At 60.2% G+C, this 15655-nt stretch carries 11 protein-coding genes and 2 tRNA genes; 9 read left to right on the forward strand and 4 right to left on the reverse strand.

The window, feature by feature from the left end; genetic code table 11:
* The first annotated feature begins 29 nt into the window (after positions 1-29).
* The 7 genes from hfq to NE357_RS02670 all read left to right on the forward strand — a co-directional run bounded on the left by hfq (position 30) and on the right by NE357_RS02670 (position 8659).
* Positions 30-290 carry an RNA chaperone Hfq gene (gene hfq / locus NE357_RS02640; RefSeq protein WP_007902656.1) on the forward strand — a complete coding sequence of 87 codons (261 nt, stop codon included), beginning with the start codon at positions 30-32 and terminating at the stop codon, positions 288-290.
* A 12-nt stretch (positions 291-302) separates the two neighbouring features.
* Complete coding sequence (hflX, locus tag NE357_RS02645; protein WP_169428609.1) at positions 303-1604, forward strand: ribosome rescue GTPase HflX; 1302 nt, start codon at positions 303-305, stop codon at positions 1602-1604.
* A 96-nt stretch (positions 1605-1700) separates the two neighbouring features.
* On the forward strand, positions 1701-2870 hold the full coding sequence (gene hflK, locus NE357_RS02650; protein WP_169428610.1) for an FtsH protease activity modulator HflK: 1170 nt from the start codon (positions 1701-1703) through the stop codon (positions 2868-2870).
* Entirely contained in the window at positions 2870-3739 is an 870-nt protein-coding gene (gene hflC / locus NE357_RS02655) for a protease modulator HflC (protein WP_169428611.1), read from the forward strand. The genes hflK and hflC overlap by 1 nt, the downstream gene beginning before the upstream one ends.
* A 313-nt stretch (positions 3740-4052) precedes the next feature.
* Positions 4053-5240, forward strand: coding sequence for an ATP phosphoribosyltransferase regulatory subunit (locus NE357_RS02660; RefSeq protein ID WP_169428612.1), 1188 nt, complete (start codon positions 4053-4055; stop codon positions 5238-5240).
* 54 nt (positions 5241-5294) lie between these two features.
* The gene (locus NE357_RS02665) at positions 5295-6584 is read left to right on the forward strand and encodes an adenylosuccinate synthase (RefSeq protein WP_169428613.1); all 1290 of its coding nucleotides are present in this window, start codon (positions 5295-5297) and stop codon (positions 6582-6584) included.
* Positions 6585-6724: 140 nt separating this feature from the next.
* Complete coding sequence (locus NE357_RS02670) at positions 6725-8659, forward strand: methyl-accepting chemotaxis protein (protein ID WP_169428614.1); 1935 nt, start codon at positions 6725-6727, stop codon at positions 8657-8659.
* Positions 8660-8698: 39 nt separating this feature from the next.
* Here NE357_RS02670 and NE357_RS02675 read toward each other — a convergent pair whose 3' ends face one another.
* The 4 genes from NE357_RS02675 to NE357_RS02690 form a co-directional block, all read right to left on the reverse strand.
* Positions 8699-10264, reverse strand: a complete 1566-nt coding sequence (locus NE357_RS02675) for an ABC transporter permease (protein WP_169428615.1) — start codon at positions 10262-10264, stop codon at positions 8699-8701.
* Positions 10264-11274 carry an extracellular solute-binding protein gene (locus tag NE357_RS02680; protein WP_169428616.1) on the reverse strand — a complete coding sequence of 337 codons (1011 nt, stop codon included), beginning with the start codon at positions 11272-11274 and terminating at the stop codon, positions 10264-10266. The genes NE357_RS02675 and NE357_RS02680 overlap by 1 nt, the downstream gene beginning before the upstream one ends.
* Positions 11275-11467: 193 nt before the next feature.
* Positions 11468-11554, reverse strand: a tRNA-Leu gene (locus NE357_RS02685).
* A 181-nt stretch (positions 11555-11735) separates the two neighbouring features.
* Positions 11736-11822 (reverse strand) — tRNA-Leu (locus NE357_RS02690).
* Between the two features lie 225 nt (positions 11823-12047).
* On the opposite strand from NE357_RS02690, the gene rnr reads away from it, so the two are divergent.
* On the forward strand, positions 12048-14678 hold the full coding sequence (gene rnr / locus NE357_RS02695) for a ribonuclease R (RefSeq protein ID WP_169428617.1): 2631 nt from the start codon (positions 12048-12050) through the stop codon (positions 14676-14678).
* The gene (gene rlmB, locus NE357_RS02700; RefSeq protein WP_169428618.1) at positions 14675-15442 is read left to right on the forward strand and encodes a 23S rRNA (guanosine(2251)-2'-O)-methyltransferase RlmB; all 768 of its coding nucleotides are present in this window, start codon (positions 14675-14677) and stop codon (positions 15440-15442) included. Before rnr ends, rlmB begins: the two co-directional genes overlap by 4 nt.
* Positions 15443-15655 lie beyond the last annotated feature (213 nt).

Genomic DNA, 15655 nt, shown 5'->3' on the forward strand with positions numbered 1-15655 from the left:
TATATTGAATCCTTAAAGGAGTGCGGCACATGTCAAAAGGGCATTCGCTACAAGACCCTTACTTGAATACTTTACGTAAAGAGAAAGTGGGGGTTTCCATCTACCTGGTCAACGGTATCAAACTGCAAGGCACGATCGAATCGTTCGACCAGTTCGTTATCCTGCTGAAGAACACCGTCAGCCAGATGGTTTACAAACACGCTATCTCTACAGTCGTGCCGGTTCGTCCAATTCGTCTGCCAAGCGCAACCGAATCCGAAGCAGGTGACGCTGAGCCAGGTAACGCCTAATAGGAGTCTCCTTTGTTCTTTGAGCGCCACGGTGGTGGTGAACGAGTCATCCTCGTTCACTTGGATGGACAGGACCCTGAGGCGCGCGAAGATCCGCAGGAGTTTCAGGAACTGGCAAATTCGGCAGGCGCCGAGACCGTTGCGTTTTTTAACGTGCCGCGTCATCGGCCAACCGCCAAATACCTGATCGGCAGCGGCAAGGTCGAGGAACTGCGCGACCTGGTACACGCCGAAGAAGCCGATCTGGTGATCTTCAATCACGTCCTTACGCCCAGTCAGGAACGCAACCTCGAACGTGTCTTCGAGTGTCGCGTGATCGACCGTACCGGTCTGATTCTCGATATTTTCGCCCAACGCGCCCGTACCCATGAGGGCAAGCTCCAGGTAGAACTGGCCCAGCTTGACCATATGAGCACCCGGCTGGTTCGTGGCTGGACTCACCTTGAGCGTCAGGGTGGTGGTATCGGCATGCGCGGTCCGGGTGAAACCCAGCTCGAAACCGACCGCCGTCTGCTGCGGGTTCGCCTGCGCCAGATCAAGGGCCGGCTGGAAAAGGTTCGCAGTCAGCGCGAGCAGTCGCGTCGTGGCCGCTCCCGCGCGGATATTCCTACCGTGTCTCTTGTGGGCTATACCAACGCCGGCAAATCCACGCTGTTCAATAACGTGACGAAATCCGAGGTGTACGCGGCCGACCAACTGTTCGCCACGCTGGACCCGACCCTGCGCCGTCTGGAACTGGACGACCTGGGGCCGATTGTCCTGGCCGACACCGTGGGTTTCATTCGTCATCTGCCCCACAAGCTGGTCGAGGCATTTCGGTCTACGCTCGAAGAGTCGAGCAATTCCGACCTGCTGTTGCACGTGATCGATGCGGCCGAACCGGATCGCATGTTGCAGATCGAGCAGGTGATGGTGGTGCTGGGCGAGATTGGTGCTCAGGACTTGCCGATCCTCGAGGTCTATAACAAACTCGATTTGCTTGAAGGCGTTGAGCCACAAATCCAGCGCGACGAGAACGGCAAGCCTCAACGGGTCTGGTTGTCGGCGCGTGATGGCACTGGTCTGGAATTGCTTGAGCAAGCCATTGCCGAATTGCTGGGCAGTGATTTGTTTGTCGGAACCTTGCGTTTGCCCCAGCGGTTTGCGCGTCTGCGTGCACAGTTCTTCGAGCTGGGCGCGGTACAGAAAGAAGAATACGACGAAGAAGGTGTCAGCTTGCTGGCCATTCGATTGCCGCGCTCGGAGCTCAATCGACTGGTCAGCCGTGAAGGCGTTGTGCCGACGGAGTTCATCGAGCAACACACTTTGCAATAAAAGCCTGAAAAAGCGGTTGTGCCGCAACGGCAGGCATTCTGTAGCATTGGTCGGCGCGCCGTGGGTGCGTCTTTGCTTTATCAGATGGAGAGCGCTATGGCTTGGAATGAGCCGGGTGGCAACTCGAACAATCAGGATCCCTGGGGTGGCAAGCGTCGCAACAATGGCGACCGCAAGGGGCCGCCGGATCTCGACGAGGCCTTCCGAAAGCTGCAGGAAAGCCTGAACGGGTTGTTCGGTGGTGGAAAGAAACGTGGTGACGATGGTGGTGGTCCGGGCAAGAGTGGCGGCTTCGGCGGCCTGCTCGGCATTGGCCTCGTCGTGCTTGCGGCCGTGTGGCTGTACAGCGCGGTGTACGTGGTGGACGAGCAGGAGCAGGCCGTGGTGCTGCGCTTCGGCAAGTACTACGAAACCGTCGGCCCGGGCCTGAACATCTACTTCCCGCCGATCGACAAGAAGTACATGGAGAACGTCACGCGCGAGCGTGCCTACACCAAGCAGGGCCAGATGCTGACCGAAGACGAGAACATCGTCGAAGTGCCGCTGACCGTGCAGTACAAGATCAGCAACCTGCAGGACTTCGTGCTGAACGTCGACCAGCCGGAAATCAGCCTGCAACACGCGACCGACAGTGCGCTGCGCCATGTGGTGGGTTCCACCGCGATGGACCAGGTGCTGACCGAGGGTCGTGAGCTGATGGCCAGCGAGATCAAGGAGCGTCTGCAACGCTTCCTCGATACCTATCGCACCGGTATCACCGTCACCCAGGTCAACGTACAGAGCGCAGCGGCACCGCGTGAGGTGCAGGAAGCCTTCGATGACGTGATCCGTGCCCGTGAAGACGAGCAGCGTTCGCGCAACCAGGCTGAAACCTACGCCAACGGTGTGGTGCCGGAAGCCCGTGGTCAGGCCCAGCGCATCCTTGAAGATGCCAACGGTTATCGCGACGAAACAGTCTCGCGCGCCAAGGGTGAGGCTGATCGTTTCACCAAGCTGGTAGCCGAATACCGCAAGGCGCCCGAGGTTACTCGTCAGCGTCTGTACCTGGACACCATGCAGGAAGTCTTCAGCAGCACCAGCAAGGTGCTCGTGACCGGTAACAAGAACGGCCAGAGCAACCTGCTTTACCTGCCGCTGGACAAGATGATTCAAAACAGTTCGGGCAGCAATTCACCGGTCACCGGTTCGGCTGCCGCCAGCAACAACACGGACGTCACGCCGCATGTCACTGACCTGCCGCAAACGCGTACAAGGGAGACCCGCTGATGAGCAATAAATCGCTGATCGCCCTGATCGTTGGCGTTGTTGTGGTTCTGGTTGGCTGGAACTGCTTCTACATCGTGGCTCAGACCGAGCGAGCGGTGTTGCTGCAGTTCGGTCGTGTGGTTCAGGCCGATGTTCAGCCAGGTCTGCATGTGAAAGTGCCTTACGTTAACCAGGTGCGTAAATTCGACGCACGCCTGATGACGCTGGACGCACCGACACAACGCTTCCTGACCCTGGAAAAGAAAGCCGTGATGGTCGATGCCTACGCCAAGTGGCGCGTGAAAGATGCCGAGCGCTTCTACACCGCGACTTCCGGCCTCAAGCAGATTGCTGACGAGCGTTTGTCCCGTCGTCTGGAGTCGGGCCTGCGTGACCAGTTCGGCAAGCGCACCCTGCACGAAGTGGTGTCGGGTGAGCGTGATGCGCTGATGGCTGACATCACCGCATCGCTGAACAAGATGGCGGAAAAAGAGCTGGGTATCGAAGTGGTCGATGTCCGGGTCAAGGCCATCGACCTGCCGAAGGAAGTGAACCGCAGCGTGTTCGAACGTATGAGCACAGAGCGTGAGCGTGAAGCTCGCGAGCACCGCGCCAAGGGTAACGAACTGGCCGAAGGCATCCGTGCCGACGCCGATCGTCAACGCCGCGTGCTGCTGGCTGAAGCCTATCGTGAATCCGAAGAGATTCGCGGTGACGGTGACGCCCAGGCTGCTGCGATCTACTCCAAGGCCTACAGTCAGGATCAGGAGTTCTACGGTTTCTACCGTAGCCTGCGTGCCTACCGTGAAAGCTTCGCGAACAAATCCGACGTCATGGTCCTCGACCCAAGCAGCGACTTCTTCCGTTACCTGGAAAAGTCCAAGCCTTGATACAACGTTGACCTGAATCATTCCGCCCGGCGGCTAAAACCTCGGGCGGGGTGATCCTTTGGGAAAACGTGTGTATGATGCGGCAGCCGGGAAATTCCCGGCTTTTTTGCGTCTGCATGTTTGATTGCTGTTTTTGTTGCAGAAGAACGGGTTGAATGGCCCGACAGTTTTTCGAGGAAAGTGATGGGCGAAGCCGGTAACAGGCCTTTCGCCGCGTCGTTCATGCGCGTGCGTTTTGAACGAGCCGGTCATTTTCTGCTTCACTCAAGGCTCGCCCTCGGGCTGGCCGCCCGGATCTAAGGGGAATGGCGTAATGGCAACGGTAGACCGCTGGCTGCTGCCAGATGGCATCGAAGAAGTACTGCCACCGGAAGCGGCGCGCATTGAAGTTGCGCGTCGTCAGGTGTTGGATCTGTTCCAGAGCTGGGGTTACGAGTTTGTCGTGACTCCCCATATCGAGTACCTGGAATCCCTGCTGACCGGCGCGGGCCAGGACCTGGATCTGCGTACCTTCAAGGTCATCGACCCGCAATCGGGCCGGCAGATGGGGTTCCGTGCCGACATCACGCCGCAGGTGGCGCGCATCGATGCGCACACTCTGCGTCGCGAAGGTCCGAGCCGTCTGTGCTACGCCGGCAGCGTGCTGCATGCCCAGCCGCGTGCCTTGTCGTCCTCGCGCAGCCCGATCCAGTTGGGTGCCGAGTTGTACGGCGATGCGAGCCCGAGCAGCGACGTTGAAGTCATCAGCCTGATGCTGGCCATGCTGCAACTGGCCGACGTGCCGGATGTGCACATGGATCTGGGGCATGTCGGCATTTACCGCGGTCTGGCTCAGGCGGCCGGTCTGTCGGGTGAAGTCGAGCAGCAGTTGTTCGATGCGTTGCAACGCAAGGCCATCGACGAGGTCATTACCTTGACCGAAGGCCTGCCGGCCGATCTGTCCGGCATGCTGCGTGCGCTGGTCGACCTGTGCGGCGACCGTGAAGTGCTGAGTGCTGCCCGTGAGCGTCTGGCCAATGCGCCGGCGCCGGTATTGGCTGCGCTGGAAGATTTGCTGGCGATCGCCGAGCGACTGTCGGCGCGCTTCCCGGAACTGCCGCTGTACTTCGATCTGGGCGAGTTGCGCGGTTACCACTACCACACCGGTGTGGTGTTCGCGGTGTTCGTGCCGGGTGTTGGCCAGTCCATCGCTCAGGGCGGTCGCTATGACGACATCGGTGCCGACTTCGGTCGCGCCCGTCCGGCAACCGGCTTTTCCACCGATTTGAAAACCCTGGTGACCCTGGGGCGTGCTGAGGTCGAGCTACCGTCTGGCGGTATCTGGATGCCTGACAGTACGGATGCGGCACTCTGGCAGCAGGTTTGCCAGTTGCGCAGTGAGGGTCAGCGTGTCGTTCAGGCGTTGCCTGGACAACCTTTGGCCGCCGCCCGTGATGCGGACTGCGACCGGCAATTGATCCAGCAGAACGGGCTTTGGCAAGTATCGCCACTGGCTTCTTGAGTTTTCCTGCCGGCCACCGCCGGCACCAAGTTTGCGCGAATGAGGACAAGTGTTATGGGTAAGAATGTCGTAGTCCTGGGCACCCAGTGGGGTGATGAGGGCAAAGGCAAGATCGTTGATCTGCTGACCGAACATGCTGCCGCCGTAGTGCGCTACCAAGGTGGCCACAACGCTGGCCACACACTGGTGATCGACGGTGAAAAAACCGTCCTGCACCTGATCCCGTCGGGCGTGCTGCGCGAAGGCGTGCAGTGCCTGATCGGCAATGGCGTGGTGGTTGCGCCCGATGCCCTGCTGCGTGAGATCACCAAGCTGGAAGAGAAAGGCGTACCGGTGCGCGAGCGTCTGCGTATCAGCCCGTCCTGCCCGCTGATCCTGTCCTTCCACGTGGCGCTGGACCAGGCCCGTGAAAAGGCCCGTGGCGAGCTGAAGATCGGCACCACCGGTCGCGGCATCGGCCCGGCGTACGAAGACAAGGTTGCACGTCGAGGCCTGCGCGTTGGCGACCTGCTCAACATGCCGCGCTTCGAAGACAAGCTGCGTGAACTGGTGGACTACCACAACTTCATGCTGGTCGGTTACTACAAAGAGCCTGCCATCGAGTTCGAAAAGACCCTGGCCGAGTGCAAGGAATACGCCGAGCTGCTCAAGCCGTTGATGCTGGACGTGACGGCTGAGCTGCACGACCTGCGTCGCGCCGGCAAAGACATCATGTTCGAAGGTGCCCAGGGTTCGTTGCTCGACATCGACCACGGTACCTATCCGTACGTGACCAGCTCCAACACCACCGCCGGTGGCGTGGCGACCGGTTCGGGCGTTGGCCCGATGTTCCTGGACTACATCCTGGGCATCACCAAGGCTTACACCACTCGCGTAGGTTCCGGTCCGTTCCCGACCGAGCTGTTCGACGAAGTCGGTGCGCACCTGGCCAAGCAAGGTCACGAATTCGGTGCGACCACTGGCCGTGCCCGCCGTTGCGGCTGGTTCGACGCCGTTATCCTGCGTCGCGCTATCGATGTGAACAGCATCTCGGGCATCTGCCTGACCAAGCTGGACGTACTCGACGGCCTGGAAACCATCAACATCTGTACCGGCTACAAAGATGCGCAAGGCAATGCCGTTGCTCCGACTGACGCTGACAGCTACGTAGGCCTGCAGCCTGTGTACGAAGAAGTGCCAGGCTGGACCGAATCGACCGTGGGTGCCAAGACCCTGGAAGAGCTGCCGGTCAACGCTCGTGCCTACATCAAACGCGTTGAAGAATTGATCGGCGCGCCGATCGACATTATTTCGACGGGCCCGGACCGCAACGAAACCATCGTTCTGCGTCATCCGTTCGCTTGATAAGTCGTTGATGTAAAAACACAAAGGCCCCTTTATCGGGGCCTTTGTCGTTTATGCCTGTTGGACGGCATGACCTTTGCTGTGAATCTGTCTACAAGAGTGCCATCAAATTAATGGCGTCAGAAGTAGAGGGATTCACAGTGTCGGCCGTTCTCTCACTGTTACAAAGCCGTTTGTTGCGGCCCGTATTCGTTACCCTTGGTATCGCCCTTTTGGTGCAGGTGTTGGTGGCCGTTGCCCTGACGCGGAGCACCGTCACCGCGCTGGAAGCCGACCTGGGCACTCGCCTGGGCGCCGACAGCCAGAAGCTCTCCGGTGAGCTGGAGCAGGCCGGGCGTGAAGTCACGTCGAGCCTCGACAACCTCTCTTCAAGTACCCGTCAGCGTCTTACCGCCGGTCTTTCCTCGCGTCTGAAGGAAGAGCAGGCGCAGCTGCGTGCGACTCTGGAAAAAGACCTGAAGGATTCGGCCAATGATATGGCCCAGTTGCTGGCCTCGGTGGCGCCTCGTGCCATGTGGGACAGCGACGTGCCGACCCTGTCCGAATTCGCCCGCCGGGCCCAACGCAATCCCAACGTGCTGTTCGTGGTGTATGACGACGCCACCGGCCAGCATCTGACCCGCTACCTCAACCGCGAAAACCCGATCAACAAGACCCTTTTGGAAAAGGGTCAGGGTGAGCGAGCGCTGGACAAAGTGCTGGATGCGGCGAAGAACGATCCGTCGGTCTACTACCTCGAAGCCTCGATCAACCCCAATGGCGTGGAAATCGGCAAGGTGCTGATGGGGGTCTCGACCGCCTCGGTCGAAACCGATCTGGCGGCGCTCGATCAGCGCTTCACGGCGCTGATTGCCAGCAGCGACCAGCTGGTTGGCGACAGCCTCAAAGGTGCTGCTGCCGACAGTGCCACCGCCATGCGTGCGCGCCTGCAATCGGCGCAGTCCACGGCGGCCGAAATGAAGGCCAACACCTCCAATACCGTGCAGGACGCTGCAGCAACCCTGCGTTGGCGCATCGGCATGGGCCTGGCGCTGGTGGGTGCCGGCGTGCTGTTGCTGTTGGCGGTGGTGCTCGGCCATCGCGTGGTCAACCGCCTGAAGATGCTCAATGCTGCGATGGATGACCTGGCGGCAGGCGAGGGCGACTTGACCAAGCGCGTACAGATCAACAGCAAGGACGAAATTGGCGACATGGCTTCGGCAGTCAACCGCTTTGTGGATAAGTTGCAGCCGATCGTGCGCGAGGCCGGGGATGTGGCTCAGCGTACCGGTGAGGAAATTGGTGCTATGACCCTGCGCAATGCTGGCGCTGATGCAGCGGCCGGGATGCAGCGCGATGAAGTGGCTGAAAGCCTGCGCGCGTTGTCGCAAATGGCTGATGAGGCGCAGTCGGAAAGTCATGCGATGCAGGCGGCGTTGAAGCAGGTTGTGGATATTCGCCAAGCCACCGACGAAAATACTCGCACCTCGGCGAAGGTCGGCAGCCTGATCGAGGCGCTGGCGGGGCAGGTCGATACCGGCGCGAAAGTCATCGAGCGGCTGGCGCAGCAGAGTGAACAGATTGAAGTGGTGCTGACCGTGATTCACGGTATCGCCGAGCAGACCAACCTGCTGGCGCTCAACGCTGCGATCGAAGCAGCTCGAGCCGGTGAAACCGGACGAGGCTTTGCGGTGGTGGCGGATGAAGTGCGCGCACTGGCGAGCAAGACTCAAAGCTCCACCGGTGACATTCAGGCGCACATCGTGGCGTTGCAGCAGGGCGCCCGTGAGGCGGTGGAGGCGATCGGTCAGGCCGGGCGTCAGGCCAGCGAAGGCTTGCTGGTGCTGCGTGACAGTGCACGGCTGCAGCAATCGGTACAGGCGTCGGTCGAGCAGGTGCACGCGGCGATTGGTTTGGCGACCCAGGCCGCGGCGCATCAGGCGCAGGGCGCGCAGGCTGTGCGTGGGCGAGTCGAGACGATCCATGCCCAAGCCGAGAAAGCCGCTCAGGCAGTGGTTGAAACCACGGCCAGCGGCAAAGTGCTGGATGGTCTGGCGGCGCAACTCAAGGCGAGCCTGGGGCAGTTCCGGGCCTGATAGTGCGGGTAAAAAAATCGCAGCTTCGGCTGCGATTTTTTATCGGCTCAAATACATTCGGGTTGTCAGCAGGTAGACGGGCAGCCCCGACACCACAATCAACAACGCCGCATAAGGCGCCGCTGCGGCAAACTCGACGTTCGCGGTGTGTGCCCACACCTCGGTCGCCAAGGTGTTGAGGCCGGTCGGACTCAGCAACAGTGTCGCCGTCAGCTCCTTCATGGCATCCAAAAACACCAGAGCAAACGCTGCGCCCAGTGCCGGGAAAATGATTGGCAGGGTTACTCGACAAAATGCCGTGAACGACGATGCGCCGAGGGTGCGTGCGGCTTCCTCCAGTTGCGGTGCGGCCTTGTTCAGTGCCGTGCGGATCGGTGCCTGAGCCAGCGGCAGAAACAGCAACGCATAAGCGATCAGCAACAGCGCGGAGGTCTGATACAGCGCCGGCAGGTAATGCAGGGCGAAATACACCAGCGTCAGTGCGATCACCAATCCCGGCAGGGCGTGCAGCAGATAGGGCAGGCGCTCGGCCCAGATCGCCAATTGGCCTTTGTAGCGTACGACCAGCAACCCGACCGGCACCGCCAGCACCAGACACAGTCCCGCGCCACCCAGCGACAGCGCCAATGAAGACAGCAAAGCTTCAGTGATCGCTGCAACCGGGAATGCCGCTGACGATCCCACGGCGAGCCAGTACGCCAGCATCCCCAGTGGAATGCCGCTGCCGACAATCGCCAGCATCAGGCAATACAGTTGGCCGGCAATCGCCCAAGGCCCCAGTTGCACTTGTTCGGCCCGGCGTGCCGCGCCCTGGCCGGTCCGCACATGGCGGCCCTTGCCGCGTACCCGCAGTTCCAGCCACAGCAGCATCAAACACAGCGCCAGCAGCACCGCCGACAGCATTGCCGCATTGGCATTGCTGAATTCCAGTTCGAATTGCTGATAGATCGCGGTGGTGAAGGTTTGCAGACCAATGATCGACAGTGCGCCGAATTCCACCAGCATGTGCAGCGCAATCAGCAGCGAACCGGCCAGCAACGAAGGCCAGAGCAGGGGCAGGGTGACGCGGAAAAACACGCCCCGGCGATTCTGTCCCAGCGTTCGGGCGGACTCCTCAAGGGATGGATCGAGATTGCGCAGCGTGGCTGCCACCGGCAGGAAGATCAGCGGATATTTCGACAGGCTCATCACCAGAATCGCTCCGCCGAGTCCTTCGAACTGCGCGCTGAGCGATACCCAGGTAAAACTGCTGACGAATGCCGGTACCGCGAACGGCAGGCAAAGAACCACACCCCACAGGCGCCGGCCCGGCAGATTACTGCGTTCCAGCAGCCAGGCCAGTGACAGACCGATCACGCCGCAAGTGACCGTTACCCCGACCATCAACGCCAGTGTGTTGCGCAGCAGGCCGAACACGTAAGGGCGCCACAGCAAATGCAGCGCCTCGGACCAGCCCGCCTGCCAGGCTTTAAGGCCGACGTAGGCCAGTGGCAACAGGCTCATCACCACCAGCAGCAATACCGGCAGTACCAGCCAGATCGACGGCCGCTTGCGCCGTGGCACGTAACCCCCGCGCGTGACGGGGGCGGATAACGAGGCGCTCATCAGTTCAGGCCAACTTCGCGTTCCAGATCCAGCGCTTCCTCGGCATTGCCCAGATCGGCCGGGGTAACATCCGGCGCTTCCAGCTCACTGAAAGGCTTGAGGCCGCGATCCGATTCCATGCCGTTGTGCAACGGATACTCGGCGGTGGTCTGGGTGATTACCCGCTGGCCTTCTTCACTGGCCATGTAGGCAAGAAATTGCTGGGCTTCTTTTGGATGCTTGCTGGATTTCAGCACGGCTGCGCTGGAGACGGTGATCAAGCCGCCCACGTCGCCGCCGGTGAAGTAATGCAGTTTGGAGTCGAGCTTGCCTTTCTCCCGTTGCAGGGCGAACCAGTAGTAGTTGTTCACCAGTACGGTGGCGACTTCGCCGTTTTCGACAGCCTTGAGGGCAACCATGTTGTTGCTGTAGGTCTTGCCGAAGGCGCGCAGGCCGGTCAGCCATTCTTCGGCGGCTTCACGGCCATGCTTTTTGATGATGGCGACGGCCTGTTCCTGGAAGGCACCGCTGGTGGGCACGAAACCGACCTTGCCTTGCCACTGCGGATCGGCGAAATCCAGGACCGACTTGGGCAGGTCTTTTTCATCGACCAGCTTCGGGTTGAAGGCGACTACGCGAACCCGTGCAGTGACGCCGATCCAGGTGCCATTGCCTGCGACATATTTTTTCGGCAGGACTGCCAGAGTGGCATCGTCGGTCCTGGCCAGCAGGCCGAGTTCTCCGAGGTTGTTCAGTGGTGGGGATTCTTCGGTGTAGATGACGTCGGCGGGAGAGCGGTCGCCTTCTTCGATGATCTGGCTGGCGAGCTGGTTGCTGCTGCCCTTGCGCACATTGACGTGAATGCCGGTCTTGGCTTCGAAGGCTTTGGCGATCGCGTCGCCGACTTCCTTGTGTTGACCGTTGTAGAGCGTCAGGGAAACCGCGTCGGCAGCCTGGGTGAGGGGAGTGGCGAGTGCCAGGCCGAGCAGGGTGAAGGTCAAGCCGCGGCGCAGGGTATTTCGAAACATCATTCGCAGGGTTCCTCACTGTCGCATTGCAAAAACTTGCAACAATGATAAACGATATCGTTTCTCAAGTGCGCCTTGCGGGGGAGAAGGTGTGTCTGGTAGGCGCTGTTTCTCGAGTTTTTCCAAACCCCGGAAACGCAAAAACCCGCTTTCGCGGGTTTTTGTGAGATTCAAGATCGTGACCTTGAATTTGAATTGGTGCCCAGAAGAAGACTCGAACTTCCACGACCGTAAGGTCACCAGCACCTGAAGCTGGCGTGTCTACCAATTTCACCATCTGGGCTTCATCTTCAGCGTTACCGCTGTTGATGTGGCGCACTATACGGAGCACCTTTTGATCTGTAAACCCCTGATTTGATTTTAATAAATCATTTTCAGAAAAAGGCGGGGCGTAGAATGCAAAAAACCCGCTTTCGCGGGTTTTTGTGTGAGTCTTGAAACTGATCTAGTCTCAAACTCGAAATTGGTGCCCAGAAGAAGACTCGAACTTCCACGACCGTAAGGTCACCAGCACCTGAAGCTGGCGTGTCTACCAATTTCACCATCTGGGCATCTCGGCAACGTGTGTACGTCGTCGATGGCGCGCACTATACGGAGCGCCTTTTTAACTGTAAACCCCTGCCAGCAAAAAAAATGGTTTTTTTTACCAGCGGTGTTCAAAACGCCTTTCAGACGTCGATACAAGGCCTCAGATGTCCCTTATAGAGTCGGAAATTTCCCGTTTGATGGCGCCTATGCCAAACTAACCCGCATATAGACAAGGTGAAAACTCTCTAATGGCCGATTGGCAGTCCCTCGATCCCGAGGCCGCTCGTGAAGCGGAAAAATATGAAAACCCTATTCCCAGCCGCGAACTGATCCTTCAGCACCTTGCTGACCGGGGTTCGCCTGCTGCCCGCGAGCAACTGGTCGAAGAGTTTGGTCTGACCACAGAAGACCAGATCGAAGCCCTGCGCCGCCGCCTGCGCGCCATGGAGCGCGACGCTCAATTGATCTACACCCGCCGTGGCACGTATGCGCCGGTGGACAAGCTCGACCTGATCCTCGGTCGCATCAGCGGTCACCGCGACGGTTTCGGCTTCCTGGTGCCGGATGACGGTTCCGACGACCTGTTCATGAGCCCGGCGCAGATGCGTCTGGTGTTCGATGGCGACCGTGCCCTGGCTCGTGTTTCCGGCCTGGATCGCCGTGGTCGCCGTGAAGGCGTGATCGTCGAAGTGGTGTCCCGTGCCCACGAAAGCATCGTCGGACGCTACTTCGAAGAGGGCGGCATCGGCTTCGTCGTTGCGGACAACCCGAAAATCCAGCAGGAAGTGCTGGTCACTCCCGGCCGCAACGCCAACGCCCAGATCGGTCAGTTCGTCGAGGTGAAGATCACCCACTGGCCGACTCCGCGCTTCCAGCCGCAAGGCGATGTGATCGAAGTCGTCGGCAACTACATGGCGCCGGGCATGGAAATCGATGTCGCCCTGCGCACCTATGACATTCCGCACGTCTGGCCTGAAGCCGTTCTGAAGGAAGCCGGCAAGCTCAAGCCGGAAGTCGAAGAGAAAGACAAAGAGAAGCGCATCGACCTGCGCCATCTGCCGTTCGTCACCATCGACGGCGAAGATGCCCGGGATTTCGACGATGCGGTCTACTGCGAATCCAAGCCAGGCAAGCTGCGCCTGTTCTCCGGTGGCTGGAAGTTGTACGTGGCGATTGCCGACGTTTCCAGCTATGTGAAGATCGGCTCGGCTCTGGACAACGAAGCCCAGGTGCGCGGCAACTCGGTGTACTTCCCCGAGCGCGTGGTGCCGATGCTGCCGGAGCAACTCTCCAACGGCCTGTGCTCGCTGAATCCGCATGTCGATCGTCTGGCCATGGTTTGCGAGATGACCATCTCCAAGTCCGGCGAAATGACCGACTACTGCTTCTATGAAGCGGTGATCCACTCCCACGCCCGCCTGACCTACAACAAGGTCAGCGCGATGCTGGAAACGCCGAAGGCTACCGAGGGGCGCAAGCTTCGCGGCGAATACACCGACGTCCTGCCGCATCTCAAGCAGCTCTACGCGCTGTACAAAGTGTTGCTGGCCGCCCGTCACGTGCGTGGCGCGATCGATTTCGAAACCCAGGAAACCCGGATCATCTTCGGTTCCGAGCGCAAGATTGCCGAAATCCGTCCGACCACCCGTAACGACGCGCACAAGTTGATCGAGGAATGCATGCTGGCGGCCAACGTGGCCACCGCTGAATTCCTGAAGAAGCACGAAATCCCTGCGCTGTACCGCGTCCACGACGGCCCGCCCCCGGAGCGTCTGGAAAAACTCCGTGCGTTCCTCGGCGAGCTCGGCCTGTCGCTGCATAAAGGCAAGGACGGCCCGTCGCCGAAGGACTATCAGGCCCTGTTGGCGAGCATCAAGGACCGTCCGGATTTCCACCTGATCCAGACCGTGATGCTGCGCTCCCTGAGCCAGGCGGTGTACAGCGCCCAGAACGAAGGCCACTTCGGCCTGAACTACGAAGCCTATACCCACTTCACTTCGCCGATCCGTCGTTACCCTGACCTGCTCACGCACCGGGCGATTCGCAGCGTGATCCATTCGAAACAGGACACCCCGCACGTTCGCCGTGCCGGTGCGATGACCATTCCGAAGGCGCGCATCTACCCGTACGACGAAGCGGCGCTGGAGCAACTCGGCGAGCAGTGCTCGATGAGCGAGCGCCGTGCCGACGAAGCGACCCGTGACGTGGTGAACTGGCTCAAGTGCGAGTTCATGAAGGATCGCGTGGGCGAATCGTTCCCTGGTGTAATCACTGCCGTGACCGGTTTCGGTCTGTTCGTCGAACTGACCGATATTTACGTCGAAGGTCTGGTACACGTGACGGCGCTGCCGGGCGATTACTACCACTTCGACCCTGTGCACCATCGTCTGGCAGGCGAACGCACCGGTCGCAGCTTCCGTCTTGGCGATACCGTTGAAGTGCGCGTCATGCGTGTCGATCTCGACGAGCGCAAGATCGACTTCGAGATGGCTGAAAAAACCATCAGCGCGCCGATCGGCCGCAAAAAGCGTGGCGCCGAGCCGACCGCTCCAGCGGCCAAGGTTGTGGAAGAGAAGGCTCCGGCAAAATCCGCCAGCCGTCGTCCGGCCAAGGAAAAGGCCGTCGAGGCCTATCGTCCAAGCGATGCCGTGGCGAAAAACGCCGAGCTGCGCAAAAGCCGTGAGATGAAGAAGGCCTTGCTGGCCGACGCCAAAAACGGTGGTAAAGCGGCGTCCGGGGGAAAGACCGGACGGTCGGCGCCTGACAAGGCTTCCGGCGGCAAGCCAGCCAAACCGAGCAAACACCGCAAGGGCCCGCCAAAAGCGGGTTCCGCTCCAGCCAAAAGCGGCGGGGCACGTAAACCGAAGGCGAAGTCATGAGTCAGTTGGAAAAAATCTACGGCGTTCACGCGGTAGAAGCGTTGCTGCGTCACCACCCAAAACGCGTCAAGCAGATCTGGCTGGCTGAAAGCCGCAACGATCCACGGGTACAGACGCTGATCGAGCTGGCCAACGAAAACCGCGTTCAGGTCGGTCAGGCCGAGCGCCGCGAAATGGACGCCTGGGTCGAAGGCGTGCACCAGGGCGTGGTGGCGGACGTCAGCCCGAGCCAGGTCTGGGGCGAGGCGATGCTCGACGAGCTGCTCGATCGCACCGAAGGCGCGCCGCTGCTGCTGGTGCTCGACGGCGTGACCGATCCGCACAACCTCGGCGCTTGCCTGCGTTCGGCGGACGCTGCCGGTGCGCTGGCGGTCATCGTGCCGAAAGACAAGTCGGCCACCCTGACGCCGGTCGTGCGTAAAGTGGCTTGCGGCGCGGCGGAAGTGATTCCGCTGGTGGCCGTGACCAACCTTGCGCGCACCCTGGAAAAACTTCAGCAGCGTGGTCTGTGGGTTGTCGGCACGGCGGGTGAGGCCGAGGTCAGCATCTATGACCAGGACCTGACCGGCCCGACCATCCTGATCATGGGGGCCGAAGGCAAAGGCATGCGTCGCCTGACCCGTGAGCACTGCGACTACCTGGTGAACCTGCCGATGGCCGGTAGCGTCAGCAGCCTCAACGTATCGGTTGCGACCGGTGTGTGCCTGTTCGAGGCCCAGCGCCAGCGCGGTGCCAAGGCCAAGGCGGCTGCCAAGAAGCCTTAAGCCTTACGCCGATTCAAATGTGGGAGCGGGCTTGCTCGCGAAAGCGGTGTGTCATTCAGCAAAAATGTTGGATGTGATGCCGCATTCGCGAGCAAGCCCGCTCCCACATTGGTTCTGCGCAAAGGTGCAGATTGGTAAAGTGAATGAACTGTTCAAATAATCACCAATTGCCTTGCACCTCTTCAGTCCCTTCTCTACAATTGCGCCCCTTGC

Source organism: Pseudomonas sp. G7(2022) (assembly GCF_052660475.1).

Bases quoted from the DNA above. Each gene is read 5' to 3' on its own strand.
- hfq (WP_007902656.1), top strand. From the start codon at position 30: ATGTCAAAAGGGCATTCGCTACAAGACCCTTACTTGAATACTTTACGT.
- hflK (WP_169428610.1), top strand. From the start codon at position 1,701: ATGGCTTGGAATGAGCCGGGTGGCAACTCGAACAATCAGGATCCCTGG.
- hflC (WP_169428611.1), top strand. From the start codon at position 2,870: ATGAGCAATAAATCGCTGATCGCCCTGATCGTTGGCGTTGTTGTGGTT.
- NE357_RS02660 (WP_169428612.1), top strand. From the start codon at position 4,053: ATGGCAACGGTAGACCGCTGGCTGCTGCCAGATGGCATCGAAGAAGTA.
- NE357_RS02665 (WP_169428613.1), top strand. From the start codon at position 5,295: ATGGGTAAGAATGTCGTAGTCCTGGGCACCCAGTGGGGTGATGAGGGC.
- NE357_RS02675 (WP_169428615.1), bottom strand. From the start codon at position 10,264: ATGAGCGCCTCGTTATCCGCCCCCGTCACGCGCGGGGGTTACGTGCCA.
- NE357_RS02680 (WP_169428616.1), bottom strand. From the start codon at position 11,274: ATGATGTTTCGAAATACCCTGCGCCGCGGCTTGACCTTCACCCTGCTC.
- rnr (WP_169428617.1), top strand. From the start codon at position 12,048: ATGGCCGATTGGCAGTCCCTCGATCCCGAGGCCGCTCGTGAAGCGGAA.
- rlmB (WP_169428618.1), top strand. From the start codon at position 14,675: ATGAGTCAGTTGGAAAAAATCTACGGCGTTCACGCGGTAGAAGCGTTG.